Below are 16,345 nucleotides of genomic sequence, written 5' to 3' on the forward strand. Positions count from 1 at the left end.
CTGCTTTCGCAGGTCCAGTTTCAGCGCACTGTTGAATCAGTGGAGGCTGTGGTGCGACTCATTGTGGGCTTCCCGGGCTGCGGTTGTAAAGGCCGCCCACCCCAACTGGGTAGCAGCACAGGGCGTTCCCAGGGCTCAGAACGCCCTCTGCTGCTACTTACTTGGGTGGGAACAGGGGCGGGGATCAGCGCCCAGGGGAGTCCCGGCGTCGGACGGCATACGCGAACAGCGACGTCGTGGCCACGGTGGCCAGGTACCCGGAGATCACGATCAGTGAGATGCCCGCCCAGAAGTAGTTGGTGGTGCTGCCCTCGTGGCCGATGCCCGGAGCGATCATGACCAGCGAATACACGGACACCGCAGCCGAGGCCAGCCCCAGCACCATGGGCAGCCCGATCCACAGCCGCGCCGAACCCCAGTGCCCGCCGAATCCGTCCCAGACGTTCCACTCGTGGCCGTCGTTGCGGAGAATCAGCCAGCCCGCGGGAATCATGAAGCAGCCCACCACCAGGAACGCCGCCACCACATCCGCCGGCCTGTGCCACTGGTTCACGAGTGTGGACATCCCGGAAGCGATGGCAAAAGTACCGCCGACAAAGCCCGCCAGCGGCCGCCACCGCGGTGACGACATCAGGAACACGGCCGCCGCCGCGGACGCCGCCAGCGTGGTGTGACCGGACGGCAGCGAGTTCAGCTCCAGCGTCTCTACGCCCCGGTACGGCCGCAGCGGCAGCAGGTCCTTGAGTACCTGCGTTGCGATGTTCGCCGCGACGCACGCCGCCACGGCAATGCCGGCGGCCCGCCATCGGCGGTGAATCACCGTTACTAGAAGAACGACGACGGCGGCCATCAGCAGGGAGATGGTGGGCAGCCAGTCCAGGAACCGGGTGGTGACCTTGCCCGCGGGCCCATGTATTTCCACGGCCTCCACCAGGGCGGACTCGTCGATGAACTGGCCCGTCGTGGTGCGGACGAAGTAGTAGTAGGTGGCAGCGAGCCCCGTGGCGCAGGCCAGGGTGGCCACGGCGAAGAGGAAGCCGGTGCCCGCCGCGAGGCGCATCCGTCCGGCAGGCCGGCGGGGCTTCTGACGGCCCTGCTGCTGGCGGCCTTGCTTCTTACGGCGGGGGTCCCTGAGCTGGAAAGTCATCGTAACAAGGGTGTCACAGTTTGCTGGGAGGCGCCTGTCCGGCCGGTGGGTGCGTCCTGTCCGCCAGGCCTTCCCGGCACTGCCCGATGCTCGACTCCATTGGGCAGGGGGATTACGTTGGGGGCATGACCGAAAAACCAGACGAGTCCCGCACTGTTTCCGAAGAGCCCGGTCCCGCAGAAACCGACCGCGACGAAACCGACCTCAGCACCAAGCTGGACCCGGATTTCATCCCGCAGCAGGGCGAGACTCCCGAAGCGAAGCGCGCCCGGGAGCACCCCGAGGAAACCGGCAGTTGACGCCCTGAACCGGGGGGCTGTCCCGGGGGCTAAACGCAGGCTGGCTGACGGCTAAAGTTGGTGCATGGGCGGTCTCGTGGATGTACTTGGCCCCATCCTGGAAATGATGACGTGGGTGGGCTTCCTCCCCGGCGTGCCGTTGCTCGCGTGGGGACTCATTATCGAACGGCGCCGTTGCGCGTGGACCAAGACCACGGGTGAGGTTTACACCGCCGGCGGCTTCACCGGCTTTCGCTGGACCGACCAGGAGAACGTCTCGCGCCAGACCCTGGTGGACTCCGACGTCGCGCGGGGCCTCGTGGCCGGCACCCAGGTGGAGCTCCACTACGACCTCTGCCACCCTTCACGCTGGGGCCTGAAACCGCCCAAGCACGACAACGTCATCCTGGTCCTCGGCTGGATCCTCACCGGAGTGGGCATCGTGAGCACCGTCGGCGGCTTCGTGCTGCTGCTCGTCTGAGGGACTGGCTTCTGAGGGACTGGATGGACCAAGCCTGATAACCAACCCGGGCCGGACATACGTCGGGTACCCGTGCCGCGGCGGGTACCCGGTCTGTGGGGCAGCCTGTGCTGCGCTGTTCGTCTGCTAGACGTGCGGATCCGCTGTTGCAGCCCGGCCGCTGTGTGCGGAACGTCCGCCGCGCCGGTTCCGGTCCCGCAGGTGGTCCAGCAGCGCCTGTTCGGGATGTCCGGGGTTCTCTGCCAGATGGCGCAGGAGCCGGCGTCGGACCTCCGATCGCGGATCAGCCGTGGCGAGCACGTTGTGGATGATATCCAGGACCTGTTGATGGAGCTCTGAGTCGTCCACCATCACGGTCGTCGGTTGGCCGAATGGGGCGTCCACCGTCGCCCCCCACCGTTCCGGCGGGATGGGTTCATACAGGTCGCGGAATTCCGTGTGCATCACTGGCTCCTTCTTGCGGGGAGAAACTGCTTCTTCGGATTGCCGCGGGGTACGCCTAGCCATTGCTGCTGCCACTCCTGCCGTTGTTGCTGGAGAGACCGCCTTTGTCATCGAGTTGGCTCGAGGACGTTGAATCGTCGGTGGGTGCCGATACCGGGGAAGTGACCTGGGCCGGTTCCACAAACTCGACGCCGGACTCCTCGGTGGAATCGGCGGAAGGGTCATCGGGCGCCGGCGCCGTCTGGGCCGGTTTTGCTGCTTTCGTGGAGAGCGGGGAGGAGGTGGCATCGTTCGGAGCCGATTTAAGCGCCGGCGACGTGGCCTTGGGTGAGGCAGTGGGGCCGGTGGCTGGCGACAGCCGCCGATTTTCCGTGGATCCGTCAAGCTTCTGGACCGAGTGGCGGGGGGCCCCTTCGGTAACAGTCACGCCGGGTTCCGTACCTGTCGGAGCCCCCGCAACAGCCTGCGCCCAGACAGTTATTCCGGCGAAACCCACCAGCGGAATGCTCAGCAACGACCACTTCTTCATGGGCCGGCCCTCCTTCGTGTCTTCACTTTGAAGTGTGAAGGTGAGGCAGGGATGAGACGCAGATGAGAGTCTTCTCATCGCCGGGCGGGGCGAGTCTAGCGCGGTTAAGGGGTTTGAACCGGACCGCCATGGCTGTTCATGTCATCACCGGCAAGGCACACGAGACGGTAGCCCACACCCCGGACGGTTTGGATGCGGTCCGCGCCGAGCTTGTGCCGCAGGTAACGTACGTATACGTCCACCACGTTGGACGACCCCTCAAAGTGGTAGCCCCACACCCGGCTCAGAAGCTGCTCGCGACTGAGTACCTTGCCGGAGTTCTCCATGAATGTCCGCGCCATGACGAACTCCCTCGCGGACAGGTCGATCACGCGGCCGCGGATCTCTGCCGTGCGGAGGTTCACGTCGAGCGACAGGTCGCCGCAGACGAACGTCGGGACGGAAGGAATGACCTGCGCCCCGCGGAGCCGGAGCTTGATGCGGGAGAGCAGTTCCTCGAACCGGAAGGGTTTGGTCATGTGGTCGTCCGCACCGCCGTCGAGCGCCGCCACAGTGCTCTCAAGGCTGTCCGCCGCCGTCAGCACGATCACTGGAATCGTTGAGTGCATGTTCCGGAGGTTCTTGAGGACGGTAAGACCGTCCATCCTCGGCATGGTGATGTCCAGGATGAGGAGGTCGAACTCCCCGGAGGTCGCGTAATCCAACGCCTTCACCCCGTCGAAGACCTGGGTGGTGGTGTAGCCGGCCGCTGTGAGGCCTTTGGCGAGGAAGGCCGCAATGCGGGGCTCGTCGTCGGCGATCAGGATCCGCGTCAAGGCGTACCTCCCGTCCGGATGGCCAGTTCAATGCCCGACGCCGGTCCGGCCAGCTTCGGTTTGCCGCCGCCGCGCCGTTTTTTGGGTCGCGCATCATCCCTGGCGTCGAAGCCCTCGGTGCCGCCGCCGGTGTCCGCGGCGGCGGAGCCATCCGTTTCATCGCTCTCATCTATGCCGCCGGAGGGTATCCGGAGGGCGAAGCGGCTGCCTTTGCCCTCCTCCGACTCCAGAAGCACAGTGCCGCCGTGTGCCTCGGCGATGGCTTTGACGATGGAAAGGCCCAGGCCCGAGCCTTCCATGGCCGCCGAGTTGCGGCCCTTGCCGAAGCGCTCGAATATGCGCTCATGCTCGTCCGCCGGAATGCCGGTGCCGGTGTCCGAGACCCAGATTTCCAGCTCCCTCGATGCGGAGTCCCGCGCTTCCAGCTCCCGCACAACTACTGCCCGCCCGCCCTGGGGAGCACCGTCGTCGTCCTCTACCCAGGCGCCGCCAATGGATATCCGGTCCGACGCGGAGGTGTGTTTGACCGCGTTGGCGGCGAGCTGCTCCAGCGCCTGGGTGAGTCGGCGGCGGTCAGCGCGGATGAGGCCGCCGGGCCTGGCCTCCAGCCGCCACTGGCGCTCGCCGAGGACCCGGACGCGGTTCAGGACGTCCTCCAGGAGGTCATCCGCCTCCACCCAGCCGGGCGTCACGAAGTCGGGCCGTCCGCTGCCGGCAAGTATCAGCAGGTCATCCACCAGCTCCTGCATCCGGTCGAGCTCGTCCAGGAGCAGCTCGCGGGTCTGGTCCACGTCGTCGGGGTCCCCGGCCCGGAGCAGCTCCAGGTAGCCGCGGATGATGGTCATGGGGGTGCGCAGTTCGTGGCTGGCGTCGTGGATGAAGCGGCGCTGGTTGTCGGATCCGGACTCCAGCCGTTCGAGCATTCGGTTGAAGTTCATGGCCAGCTGAGCGATGTCGTCGGTGCTGTCCGGCACTTCCACCCGCTTGGTCAGGTCCTCAAATGTGGTGGCCTCTGTGGCCTCGCGGAGCCGCCGAACGGGGCGCAGCAGCCGCCCGGTGACCAGAAAGCCCACCAGACCGGTCATTGCGAGCGTCGTGATGGACGCCAGAGCGAAGGTCCACATCGAACCGAAAACCTCCGCGCGCTGGGCTCCGATCTCGCTCGAGGCAATCAGAAGACCCTGGTCTGGGCGGCCACCCGCCAGGGACACCGATGTAATGGCCAGGCGGACCTGCCGGCCGTCGAGGTCGATGTCCCGCATTACGGTCTGACGGGGCACACTCCAATCCCACATGTTGCCGGTGATAGCGGCCGTGTTGAGATTGGTCGGCTGCTTTCCGGCGGGCAGTATGACGCTGCGGCCGCGGACCACGGTCATCACTGACTCGTAGCCCCCGGGGGCCCCGTTGCGCAGATAAGTTGTAAAGAGGTTGTTCAGGGAGGCGTAAGCTGCGCCCGAATTGGGCTGGCCGCGCTTGGCGAGCTCGTCCAGGTTCTTGCGCGGCAATTGCAGCTCGGCGTTGACGCGGTCATTGAGGCTGTTCAGCTGGGCGGCATGGGTGGCGGCGCCGGCGACAAACAGGCCCACGGCCATGAAGACGAGCAGCGTGGCTAGCAGCCGGAAGCGGACGGATCTTACTTCCGTGCGCAGTGCGCCCGCCGTGTTCATTGGTCCACCTGGCCGAATCTGATGTGTGATGCACGTAACACGTCGCGAGGCAGGGCCGGCCACGCAAAATTTTTTTCAAATCCGGGGCCGTCGGCAAAGACGCTCATCGCCGAGTACTCGGAATACTTGGTTGTACCCGGCCCGGCCATGGTCTGTCTCATTGGATCACCCATTTCACGCTGATTCGGCGGTCCTCCGGGGACGAGGATCGCAATCGCACCGCTGTTACTGCGGTACTACGAATCTAGCCCCGGGTTCTTGGGAAAAACTTGGTGTTTGCGGTGCGGCTGCATTCCCGGCAAGGGGTTCGAGGGGAGCCGCGGGCCACCCCAACCTGATGATGGGCCGCTTGGTGCGAAAGCAACCAAGTAGAGGCCCCACCGAAATTCGAGTACTCGCTACTCGTGCCCATACTTGCCCGAGTGACAAGTATGAATCCAAGCCATTCATGGGGAATGCAGTTCATGGGGAATAGTAGGTGCACAAAATGGTACAAACTGTTGCAGAAGATACTCGTTGGTCCCGGAGAGTTAACGACGACGAGTACCTTCCGAACTCAATGGAAGACGCCGGTGGAACAACGACGAAGTTGTCCATCAACATCCTGGGGCCGCTCCGTGTCCGCCGCGGCGGCGTGGAGATCGGATCCCACGAGCTTGGCGGGCCCAAGCCCCGCCAGGTCCTTGAAATCCTGTTGCTCAAACTGGGGACGCCGGTCTCCAAGAACCACCTGATCGAAGTTTTGTGGAATGGCCAGCCGCCGTCCGAGGCACTGTCCACTTTGGAAAGCTACGTCAGCGTCCTGCGCCGCCACCTTCAGCCCGGAAGCGGCAAGGGCGGAGCCCTCCGCACGGTTACTGGAGGCTACATGATCGACCGCAGCATGGTTGACCTGGACCTCGACCGGTTCGATGAGCTTCTGAAGCAGGCCGGGCACGCCTCACCCGAGGAATCCTTCCGGCTGCTCGAGAAGGCCCTCGGCATCGCCTCCATGCCACTGCTCGGCGATGAGCTGATGGCCGGCTGGGCAGAGGAAGAGCGTTCGCTCCACTCAGCCCGCATCGCGAGCATCAAGGCACGGGCCGCTGAAGCCGCCGTCGCCGTCGGACACCCGGAGCGCGCGGTGGCCCTCGCCAGCGAACTGCTCGTGGACGATCCCATCAACGAGCGTGCCTGGACCGCCTTAATCTTGGGCCTGGAAGAATCCGGGCAATACATGGAAGCACTGCGGGCCTACGGGCGCTGCCGCCGGGTAATGGACCAGGAGATCGGCTGCCTCCCCGGACGCGCGCTTCGGGAAGCGCACGCCCGGCTGCTCCAGGCAACAGCCGCCAGCGAGGATGACATGGACCTCAATGATTCGGGTGCTCAGCACCAGGCAACTTCCCAGGTCACCCGGGAAATCAGCATCCTGACCATCGACGACCACAGCACGTTCACCGAACTGCTGACGGCAGCCCTCGACCGCGAGCCCGACCTGCGGAGCGTCGCCTCGGCCACCACCGCCAAGAGCGGCGTGGAGCAGAGCATCGCCCTCAAGCCCGACGTCGTGATCATGGACTTCCACCTGCCCGACGGCGACGGCCTCACCGCCGCTGCCCGCATCCTGGCTGACGCCCCGAACACCCGGATCGTCATGCTTACCGGCGACCCGACGCCGGAAGCACTGCGGACCGCCGCCTCCATGGGCATCTGCGCCTTCCTGCCGAAGGGCGGATCGCTGTCCACCCTGCTGGACACCCTCCGCTACGCGCGGGCCGGCAACATGGTGGTCCACCCCTCGCTGGTGGCCCAGCTGGGCATGTCCACCCCCGCTCCGGCTCCCGTGGTCCGCGACGTGGAGCCCGGCGGACCGGTCCTGACGCCCCGGGAACTGGATGTGCTTCGGCTGATGGCCGGTGGCCACGGGTCGAAGGAAGTGGCCAGCAAGCTGGACATCTCCCTCAACACCTGCCGCGGCTACGTGAAGGCAATCTTCGCCAAGCTCGGAACCCACTCGCAGCTGGAATCGGTCATGGAAGCTTCACGACGCGGCATGCTCGAGCAGCCGTCCAATGGCTAGGCCATCGCTCCGTAAACCTGCCTTGTTCCGCCCGTTCGAATCGCCGGCCTACCACAATTCCGAGGTTTTCAAGGCCGTCCGGAGGTTCCTGCTGATGGGGCTGGTTGCCCTGGTGGTGGTCACCACCCCGGTGGCCTTCTGGATCTGGTCCGAGGCGGAACGCCATGCTTTGGAGAACTCCAAGGAGGCCACCGACCACCTGGCCAACAACGTGGTGGGGCCGCTGCTGGACGAGGAAGTCCTGTCCGGCGAGCCCACCGCGGTTGACCGGCTCGACGAGCGTCTCCGCCCCTGGATGGAGAGGAGGTCCGTCTTTGAGATCAGGCTCTGGGACAAGAACGGGCGCATCGTCTACTCGGACGACCTCAAGCTCATCGGCCAGACCTTCGGCCTGCCGCACGAGGCGCAGGAAATCCTGGACGGCGGGGACGTCCCGGCCAACCTCGAGATGCAGAAGGACGAGGTCAACACGCCCAACGTCGAAAACGGCGAGCTCGTCGAGGTCTACGTGCCCGTCACTGCCCCCGACGGGCAGAAGCTGGTGTTTGAGACCTATTACGACGACGACGGTGTCCGCCAGGAGCAGGCTGCCGTTCTGTTCGGCATGGCCCCGCCGTTCCTGCTTTCACTCGCAGTCCTCCAGCTTGCGCAGCTGTTCCCGGCAGTCCGGCTGGCACGCAGGATCCAGGCCTACGAAGCCGGCCGGAGCCGCCTGCTTCGCCGGGCTATCGAAGCCTCCGAGCTCGAGCGCCAACGCATTGCGCGGGACCTGCACGACGAGGTGATCCAGGAGCTCTCGGGGCTGTCATACGTGATGGAGTCCGAGGAACTGCACAGCCCGGTGGGCCAGCGTGCGCTGTTTTCCGACGCCCGGCGGATCCTGCAGGACAACGTCCGCAGCCTAAGGGCTATGACCAGCGAGCTGTACCCGCCGGACCTGAACCGCCTCGGCCTCTCCGGGGCGCTTGCCCGGCTCGGCGATCCGCTCGGGGAACGCGGGATCAGCCTGGAGCTGGACCTGCCGGAGCAGTGTGAGCTGGACCGGGACCGTGCGGCGCTGTTCTACCGGGTGGCCCGTGAGGCCCTGGCCAACACCGCCAAGCATTCCAAAGCGACCAGGGCCGAGCTCCGCCTCCATCAGGACGGCCGCGGTTCGGAGATCCGCATTCAGGACGACGGCTGCGGCTTCGACCAGAGCCAGGGGTCGCCGGAAGGACATTTCGGCCTGCGCATCATGAAGGACACCATCGGCGAGGCCGGCGGCACGCTCCAGTTGACGTCCGCTCCCGGACGGGGCACCACGGTGATCGCGCGCTTCGGAGTCGGGGGCACCAAGGTTCCGGCCGCCGTCGAGCACGAACACGACCCGGTCCCCTCGGCATGACTCCCTGACGAACCGTCACCCAAAGGCCGCCGACCCCTCCAATGGCGTAGGGGCCGGCGTAGTTCTGTTCGCTGGTTTTCGCCTTGGCCGATTGGTGGCGGGCGCGCCGGTACAGTGAATCCATGCCTCTCCCGTACCCGCCCCTCGAGGAACTGCTGCAAAGCGCCCGCGTGGTGGTTTTGCCCATGCGCGTGAAGTTCCGCGGGATCCTGGAACGCGAAACGCTGCTCCTCCGCGGTCCGATGGGATGGGGCGAGTTCGGCGCGTTCCCCGAGTACGGCGACGCCGAGGCCTCCCGCTGGCTTGCCTCCGCCATCGAGGCCGGCTGGCGCGGTTTCCCGGAGCCCCTGCGGACCAGCATCCCCGTCAATGCGACTGTGCCCGCCATTGAAGCGGAGCGGGTTCCGGAGATACTTGCCCGGTTCGGCCGCGTGGACGCCGTCAAGGTCAAGGTGGCAGAACGGGGTCAGACGCTCGACGACGACGCTGCCCGCGTCGCTGCTGTCCGCGCCGCGTTTCCGGATGCTGCCATCCGTGTGGATGCCAATGGCGGCTGGGACGTTCCGGCGGCGGTGGAGGCGCTGACCCGGCTGGCCGAGGTGGGGCTGGAGTACGCCGAGCAGCCCGTGCCGGAGATTGAGGGCCTGGCGGAGGTGCGGCGGCGGCTCCGCGCGGCGGGCGTGGCTGTGTTGATCGCGGCCGACGAAAGTGTCCGCAAGGAAGACGATCCCCTCAAGGTGGCGCGGGCCGATGCGGCAGATCTCCTCGTCGTGAAGGTGGCGCCGCTAGGGGGAGTCCGGCGCGCTCTGGAGCTGGTCGCGCAGGCGGGGATGCCCGCTGTCGTGAGTTCCGCCCTGGATACCTCCGTGGGGATCCGGGCCGGGCTCGCGCTCGCCGCCGCACTGCCGGAACTGCCCTATGCGTGTGGGCTGGGAACGGTGTCGCTGCTCGCCGCGGATGTGATTGCCGAACCATTGGTGGCCGACGACGGCGCCATCACCTTGCGCGATGCCGTCGCCGACGAGGGGCTGCTTGAGCAGTACGCCGCGCCGTCCAAGCGCCGGGAATGGTGGCTCGCCCGGCTCCGCCGCGCGTACGCAGCACTCCCGGCCCCGGCCTAACCCCCTCCCAACAAACGCTTCCTTAACGTCCTGTCGGGTTTTTGGTGACGCTTCCTCAGGTCCTGTCGGGTTTTTGGCGACTCTTCCTCAGGTCCTGTCGGGTTTTTGGGGACGCTTCCTCAGGTCCTGCGGGTGTTTCGGTGACGCTCCCTCATCCGCGTGCCGAGTTCACCGGATCTTCATCTGAGTGTCGGCTTCCGGTTGGCTTTCGCTGGCAGGGTGGCGGTGCCGCATCTAAACCCTTGGAAGGTCTCTCTCCCATGTCTGAAATCTCCGGACGCAAGTTCGCCCTGCTGCCCATGCTCGGCCACACCAAAGGCAAGCGCAGCCCTGTCACCTGCGCGCTCAAGTGCGACAACGCCTGCGCGGGCGACGTCTGCAACACGAGCTCCAACAGCTACTTCCGCGACATTGCCTCCACCACGCTGTCCCGCCGCGCCGCCCTGGGCTTCGGCGCCGCCGGTGCCCTCGCCGTCGTACTCGGCGGTGCCATGACGTCCACCGAGAAGGCCGTCCCCGACGGCGGGACGGGACTGTCCGCCGCCGCCAGGAACGGTTTTGGCCCGGGCGCGTCCAAGCTGCAGTTCACCGCCATCCCTTCCATTGCGTCCGAGGTTGACGCCGTGACGGTGCCGGCAGGATTCACCTGGCAGCCGGTGATCCGCTGGGGTGACCCCATCTTCAAGGACGCCCCGGCGTTCGAGCTGGGCAACCAGACCGCAGCAGCACAGGAGCGCCAGTTCGGCTACAACAACGACTACTCGGATATCCTCGAGATCCCCGGCAGCAAGGGCCGGCGCGCTCTGCTTTTCGCGAACCACGAATACACCAACGAGAACATCATGTTCCCTGCCAGCATGCCCGCCGAGCAGGTGCGTGCAGTGGGCGCGGCTGCCCACGGCCTGACCGTCGTCGAGCTGGAGCGCAAGAACAAGAACAAGCCCTGGAGCTACGTCCAGGGCGCCCCGCTGAACCGGCGCTACCTGAACAGCACCCGCTACGAGTTGACCGGGCCGGTCGCCGGCTCGGACCTGGTCAAGACCGTGGCCGACCCCGAGGGCCGCTGGATCAACGGCACGCTGGGCAACTGCTCCGGCGGAACCACCCCGTGGGGCACCATTCTCTCGGGCGAGGAAAACTTCAACGGGTACTTCGTCGCTCCGGGCACGTCCGCCTCGGACAAGCGCTACGGCCTCACCAACAAGGCCACGGCGCGGCAATGGGAGCTGGACGACCCGCGTTTCAACGCCAACAATGCCGGCTACGAAAATGAAACCAACCGCTTCGGCTGGATAGTGGAGGTGGACCCGTTCGACCCCACGTCCACGCCGAAGAAGCACTCATCCCTGGGCCGTTTCAAGCATGAGGGCGCCAACGTGATCGTGGCCAAGTCCGGCCACGTGGTTGCCTACTCCGGCGACGACGAGCGCTTCGATTACCTCTACAAGTTCGTCTCCAAGGCCAAGTACCGCGAGGGCGACCGCAGGCACAACATGACGCTTCTCTCCGAAGGCGACCTCTACGTTGCGAAGTTCACCGGCAGCGCCCAGGCCGCCCAGATCGACGGCAAGGGCTCGGTTCCGTCGGACGGCTCCTTCGACGGCACCGGCGAATGGCTGCCCCTGGTGGTCGGCGGCAAGTCCATGGTGGCCGGCATGTCCGTCGAGGAAGTCCTCGTGTACACGCGGCTGGCCGCGGACAAGGTGGGCCCCACCAAGATGGACCGCTGCGAAGACGTCCAGCCCAGCCTGCACACCGGCAAGGTCTACGTGGCCTGCACCAACAACTCGGACCGCGGCAAGCCGGGCAAGGAAGGCGCCACCGAGGTCAACCCGCGCAACGAAAACCGCGACGGCCACATCGTCGAAATCACGGAGACCGGCGACCAGACCTCCACCAAGTTCACGTGGAACCTGCTGATGGTCTGCGGCGATCCCTCCACCGGCGACGTCACCTACTTTTCCGGCTTCCCGGCCGACCAGATCTCGCCGATTTCCTGCCCGGACAACCTGGCTTTCGACTCCGTGGGCAACCTCTGGATCTCCACCGACGGCGCCCCTTCCGGCATCGGTAAGGCCGACGGTCTGTTCAAGGTCACCCTGGACGGCCCCGAGCGCGGCCGCGTGGAGCAGTTCCTCGCCGTGCCCCGCGACGCCGAAACCTGCGGGCCGATCGTCCACGACACCGAGCGCACCGTGTTCGTCTCCGTGCAGCATCCGGGCGAGGAGGGCACCTTCGAGGCGCCGCGCTCGTACTTCCCGGACTACGTTGCCGCCGGTGCGACTCCCCGCCGTGGTCAGGTCAGGGCTCCCCGCCCGGCCGTGATCCAGGTGTTCCGCTCCTAGCTCCGCCTCGTTCTGTACCAAACGCTTCCTCACATCTGGTCGGGTTTTCCCGACGCCCCCTCAGATATTGCAGGTTTTCGGCCAACGCTTCCTCACTTTCCTTGGGAAAGTGAGGAAGCGTTGGCGCTTAACCGGCAGGACGTGAGGAAGCGTTGGGCGTTGGGCGGCAGGACGTGAGGAAGCGTTGGCGCTTAACCGGCAGGATCTGATGGAGCGTCGGTTGGTGGCAGACTGGTTCGGTGACTTCGCACGAACCAACTGAGCCGTCCGCCTCCGTATCCGATGCTTCAGCGGCTGACCCCGTGGCGGCCAGCCCAGCCCCTCGCCACGGCCCCGAGCCCACGCTTACGTCCGTGGCTTCCGCACGGATTGCAGTCGCGTCACTGCTCGACGGCGGGGTCCGATACGTCGTTGTAGCCCCCGGCTCGCGGTCCGCTCCCATGGCCTATGCGCTGGCCGAGGCCTCGGCGGCGGGGAAAGTCGAACTGCTGGTGCGGATTGACGAGCGCTCGGCGGGGTTTACCGCGCTCGGCCTGGCCCTGGCCACCGGCGCGCCGGTAGCTGTGCTGACGACGTCAGGGACCGCCGTCGGGAATCTCCTCCCTGCGGTGATGGAGGCCAACCACGCCGCCGTACCGCTGGTGGTGCTCTCAGCCGACCGGCCGGAAGAGCTGCGCGGCACGGGCGCGAACCAGACCACCGTCCAGCTGGACCTCTTCGGCGAGCACGTCCGCTTCGCCGTCGACGTTCCCGCCGGCGCGAGCCCGCAGCGTGCGGTGGAAACATCGCTTGCCGCCGCGACGGGTGCCTTCGAGGACACACCGCCGGGACCCGTCCAGCTCAACCTCGCCTTCCGTGATCCGCTGGTGCCCGAGGCGGGGGAGCGGCTGCCGGAGCAGCGCGGCCACGGAACGTTCCGGATCGGCACCGACCCGCTCACCATGACCCTCGACCCTGCCCCGGCCGGCCTTCCGGAAAGGCGCACCGTGGTCCTCGCAGGGCACGACGCCGGTCCGGTCGCCGAGGCCTTCGCCCGCGCCCATGGCCTGCCGCTGCTGGCCGAGCCGTCGTCCAACTCCCGTTTCGGGCCCAACGCCGTGGGACCGTACCGCCTGCTGCTGGAGCACTTCGGCCCCGACTCGGCGCTGCCCATCGAGCGTGCCGTGGTGTTCGGGCGTCCCACTCTTTCCCGGCCGGTGTCGGCGCTGCTGGCCCGGACGGACATCCCGGCGGCCCTCTATGAGCCGGTGCCGGTCGCCTGGTACGAGGCGGGGCGGCGCCGGGAGGTGACGATCGCCAGCCTGGCCGAACTGGCGGAGTTCGCCGGCCGGGGCTCGTCCGCCTGGCTCGACGCCTGGCTGCTCGCAGGCGCCGCCGCCCAGCATGCCGTCGACGGCATACTCGCCACGGCAGACGCCGCAACCGGTCCCGCCGTCGGGTCGCTCGTCTGGCAGCACGCCCGCGGCCAGCTGGTCCTCGGCTCATCCAACGGCATCCGCGACGTCGACCTCGCCGGCCAGCCCGCACCCGAGCCGGCCGCCACGGTCTTCGCCAGCCGGGGCCTCGCCGGCATCGACGGCACCATTTCCACCGCCACCGGCATCGCCCTCGGCGGACACCAGGAAACCACCCTGCTGCTCGGCGACGTCACCTTCCTGCACGACGCCGGCGGCCTCTTCCTCGGCGCCGGCGAGGAACAGCCGCAGCTGCGGATCGTGGTCCTCAACGACTCCGGCGGCGCAATCTTCAGCCTCCTGGAACACGGCGCGGTCGCCGAGTCCGGGGGCTACGGAGACGCCGTCGAACGCCTCTTCGGCACCCCGCACTCAGTGAACATTGCGGCACTCGCCGCGGCATACGGCGTCGGGCATTGTTCGGTGAGTACGACGGCGGGACTCGCTGAGGCGCTGGCCGCACCGTTTACGGGACGCACCATCATCGAGGTGCGCACGGACCGGCATGAACTCCGGGACCTGCACCGTCAGATCAAGGCGGCAGTGGCGGAAGCGGCGGCGGGAGTCCTCGCGGGTTAGCGCGCGTGTGACTCAGGCTCGAGTTTGGCCATCACCCGTTCGGAAAGGGCCACGAGCATCCGACGGTCCTCGGGCGTCATCAGCGAGAGAAAGTTTTCCCGGACCCATTCGATGTGGCCCGGTGATGCCGCTCTCAAGGCAGCCCGCCCGGCTTCGGTGAGTCGGACCACCGTGCCGCGGCCATCGTCCGCAGCCGGCTCGCGGGTGACAAGGCCCCGCTTTTCCATGCGTCCCAACTGGTGCGCCAGCCGGCTGCGGTCCCAGCCCGCACTGTATCCCAGGTCCCGCGGGCGCATGCCGGCGGCCCCGGCTTCGGCGAGCGGAGCGAGCATCTGGTAATCAGCGCCGGAGACACCGCTTCCGGCCAGCTGGCGCTCCATCCCTGCGGCCAGTTGACGGCTGAAGAGGATGTAGGCGAGCCACGCTTCCTCCTCGTCCTTGCTCAACCAGCGGGGCTTTGGCAAGGGGGTTCCTTTCATACGGGGCGAGCAAAAAGTTGTTGACGTATCAGCATGATACACGGCAAAATTGATGATACATCAGCAATTGCCCGGTATGGGGGATTCCGGCAAAATCCAAAGGAATACGGCCATGACCAGCCAGCCAGAGACAGCAGTCCTTGCCATCCCCAGCGCCGGAACCTACCGCATCGACGGTGTCCGCTCGGCCATCACCTACACAGGCCGGCACATGTTCGGCCTGGGCACGGTGCGGGCCAAATTCAGCATTGCCTCCGGACAGTTGGAGATTGGCGAATCGCTCGCGGACTGCCACGTCACCGCGACCATCGCCGCGGCTAGCTTCACGTCCGGCAATGCGAAGCGGGATGGCGATGTCAAGGGTCCGGGACTGCTGGACGTGGCCAGTTTTCCGCACATCGAGTTCGCTTCCACCGGGGTGCGGGAGGACGAACGCGGGATGGTGCTCCTCGGGACGGTGGCCATGCATGGGGTTGTCGCTCCCGTGCAATTGCCCGTCTCGTCCTGGGAAGCCCAAAATCCCGACCGCATCCAGGTGCTAGCCAGGGCGGACCACCTGGACCGCTATGCGTTCGGCATCACGGGGGCCAAAGGATGGGTGGGCCGCTACTTTGACCTGGACTTTGTGGTGGTGGTCGTGCGGGCCGCGGTGAACTGACGCGCCGGGGGGGGCTGAGTCCTGACGCGCAAATGCCCTGGAGCTGCGGGAATCCTGCAGCGCCAGGGCAGTTGCCCGCCGGAACCGAACCTACTCGGCGATCTCGATGTGGGTCGGGTCCAGCACGCGGCGGAGGAATTCCTTGGTGCGGCCCTGGGTGGGGGAGCCGACGACCTGCTCGGCGGACCCTTCCTCGACCACCACGCCGCCGTCCATGAATACCACGCGGTCCGCGACTTCGCGGGCGAAGCCCATCTCGTGCGTGACCACGAGCATGGTCATGCCTTCCTTGGCCAGGTTCCGCATGACCGAGAGGACGTCGCCCACGGTCTCCGGGTCGAGGGCCGACGTGGGCTCGTCGAAGAGCATCAGCTCGGGGTCCATGCTCAGCGCGCGGGCGATCGCCACACGCTGCTGCTGGCCGCCGGAGAGCTGGTCCGGGAACCTGTCGGCGAGGTGGCCAAGCCCCACGCGCTCAAGGTTGGCGCGGGCGATCTTGTCGGCTTCGGCCTGCGGGCGCTTCAGCACCTTGGTCTGGGCGATCGTGCAGTTGCGCAGCGCGTTCAGGTGCGGAAACAGGTTGAACTGCTGGAACACCATGCCTACCTTGCGGCGCATCTTGTCGATGTCCACGTCTGCATCCGTGGCGTCGAAGCCGCCCACGTGGATGCTGCCTTCATTAGGCTGCTCCAACAGGTTGACGCACCGCAGCAGGGTGGACTTGCCGGAACCGGACGGGCCGATCAGGCACACCACTTCCCCCGGTGCGACGTCCAGGCTGATGCCTTTGAGGACCTCGTTGGAGCCGTAGGATTTGCGCAGGTCCTTGATGGCCACACCGGCGGCGTGGACGCGCCCGCTTTGGGTGCGGGAGTGAATTTCGACGTCGTTCATGACTT

15 protein-coding genes are annotated in these 16,345 nt (G+C 66.7%); 8 read left to right on the forward strand and 7 right to left on the reverse strand.

Translation table 11 applies throughout. The features are described 5' to 3' along the window. Positions 1-184: 184 nt before the first annotated feature. Positions 185-1,147: a phosphatase PAP2 family protein gene (locus tag J7I85_RS03070; RefSeq protein WP_214846419.1), complete on the reverse strand. Its 963-nt coding sequence runs from the start codon at positions 1,145-1,147 to the stop codon at positions 185-187. 125 nt (positions 1,148-1,272) lie between these two features. Between J7I85_RS03070 and J7I85_RS03075 the strand changes: the two genes are divergently transcribed. Both J7I85_RS03075 and J7I85_RS03080 read left to right on the forward strand, forming a co-directional pair. Then, on the forward strand, positions 1,273-1,446 hold the full coding sequence (locus tag J7I85_RS03075; protein ID WP_214846421.1) for a hypothetical protein: 174 nt from the start codon (positions 1,273-1,275) through the stop codon (positions 1,444-1,446). 64 nt (positions 1,447-1,510) lie between these two features. Then, positions 1,511-1,906, forward strand: a complete 396-nt coding sequence (locus tag J7I85_RS03080) for a hypothetical protein (RefSeq protein WP_214846423.1) — start codon at positions 1,511-1,513, stop codon at positions 1,904-1,906. Between the two features lie 126 nt (positions 1,907-2,032). Here the strand turns inward: J7I85_RS03080 and J7I85_RS03085 are convergent, their stop codons facing one another. The 4 genes from J7I85_RS03085 to J7I85_RS03100 all read right to left on the reverse strand — a co-directional run bounded on the left by J7I85_RS03085 (position 2,033) and on the right by J7I85_RS03100 (position 5,364). Next, entirely contained in the window at positions 2,033-2,350 is a 318-nt protein-coding gene (locus J7I85_RS03085; protein ID WP_214846425.1) for a hypothetical protein, read from the reverse strand. 55 nt (positions 2,351-2,405) lie between these two features. Beyond that, a complete protein-coding gene (locus tag J7I85_RS03090) occupies positions 2,406-2,879 on the reverse strand; it encodes a hypothetical protein (RefSeq protein WP_214846427.1) in 474 nt (157 codons plus the stop codon). Positions 2,880-2,983: 104 nt separating this feature from the next. Then, positions 2,984-3,694, reverse strand: a complete 711-nt coding sequence (locus tag J7I85_RS03095) for a response regulator transcription factor (protein WP_214846429.1) — start codon at positions 3,692-3,694, stop codon at positions 2,984-2,986. Further along, the gene (locus J7I85_RS03100; protein ID WP_214846431.1) at positions 3,691-5,364 is read right to left on the reverse strand and encodes a cell wall metabolism sensor histidine kinase WalK; all 1,674 of its coding nucleotides are present in this window, start codon (positions 5,362-5,364) and stop codon (positions 3,691-3,693) included. The genes J7I85_RS03095 and J7I85_RS03100 overlap by 4 nt, the downstream gene beginning before the upstream one ends. Before the next feature lie 487 nt (positions 5,365-5,851). Between J7I85_RS03100 and J7I85_RS03105 the strand changes: the two genes are divergently transcribed. The 5 genes from J7I85_RS03105 (at position 5,852) to menD (ending at position 14,309) form a co-directional block, all read left to right on the forward strand. Further along, on the forward strand, positions 5,852-7,426 hold the full coding sequence (locus J7I85_RS03105) for a BTAD domain-containing putative transcriptional regulator (protein WP_214846432.1): 1,575 nt from the start codon (positions 5,852-5,854) through the stop codon (positions 7,424-7,426). Then, complete coding sequence (locus J7I85_RS03110; protein WP_214846434.1) at positions 7,419-8,810, forward strand: sensor histidine kinase; 1,392 nt, start codon at positions 7,419-7,421, stop codon at positions 8,808-8,810. Before J7I85_RS03105 ends, J7I85_RS03110 begins: the two co-directional genes overlap by 8 nt. Positions 8,811-8,932: 122 nt before the next feature. Next, on the forward strand, positions 8,933-9,931 hold the full coding sequence (locus J7I85_RS03115; RefSeq protein ID WP_214846436.1) for an o-succinylbenzoate synthase: 999 nt from the start codon (positions 8,933-8,935) through the stop codon (positions 9,929-9,931). Between the two features lie 260 nt (positions 9,932-10,191). After that, the gene (locus J7I85_RS03120; protein WP_214846438.1) at positions 10,192-12,276 is read left to right on the forward strand and encodes a PhoX family phosphatase; all 2,085 of its coding nucleotides are present in this window, start codon (positions 10,192-10,194) and stop codon (positions 12,274-12,276) included. Positions 12,277-12,578: 302 nt separating this feature from the next. After that, positions 12,579-14,309 (forward strand): 2-succinyl-5-enolpyruvyl-6-hydroxy-3-cyclohexene-1-carboxylic-acid synthase, encoded by a 1,731-nt coding sequence (gene menD / locus J7I85_RS03125; RefSeq protein ID WP_214846708.1) that lies wholly within the window; start codon positions 12,579-12,581, stop codon positions 14,307-14,309. On the opposite strand, the gene J7I85_RS03130 is transcribed toward menD, so the two are convergent. Continuing rightward, entirely contained in the window at positions 14,306-14,773 is a 468-nt protein-coding gene (locus tag J7I85_RS03130) for a MarR family winged helix-turn-helix transcriptional regulator (protein ID WP_214846440.1), read from the reverse strand. The two genes, menD and J7I85_RS03130, sit on opposite strands and share 4 nt — an antisense overlap. 127 nt (positions 14,774-14,900) lie before the next feature. On the opposite strand from J7I85_RS03130, the gene J7I85_RS03135 reads away from it, so the two are divergent. Continuing rightward, the gene (locus J7I85_RS03135) at positions 14,901-15,446 is read left to right on the forward strand and encodes a YceI family protein (protein ID WP_214846443.1); all 546 of its coding nucleotides are present in this window, start codon (positions 14,901-14,903) and stop codon (positions 15,444-15,446) included. A 90-nt stretch (positions 15,447-15,536) separates the two neighbouring features. Here the strand turns inward: J7I85_RS03135 and J7I85_RS03140 are convergent, their stop codons facing one another. Next, complete coding sequence (locus J7I85_RS03140; RefSeq protein WP_214846445.1) at positions 15,537-16,340, reverse strand: amino acid ABC transporter ATP-binding protein; 804 nt, start codon at positions 16,338-16,340, stop codon at positions 15,537-15,539. Between the last annotated feature and the right edge of the window lie 5 nt (positions 16,341-16,345).

The sequence above is a fragment of the Arthrobacter sp. ISL-65 genome (genome assembly GCF_018613795.1).
Classification (GTDB): domain Bacteria; phylum Actinomycetota; class Actinomycetes; order Actinomycetales; family Micrococcaceae; genus Arthrobacter.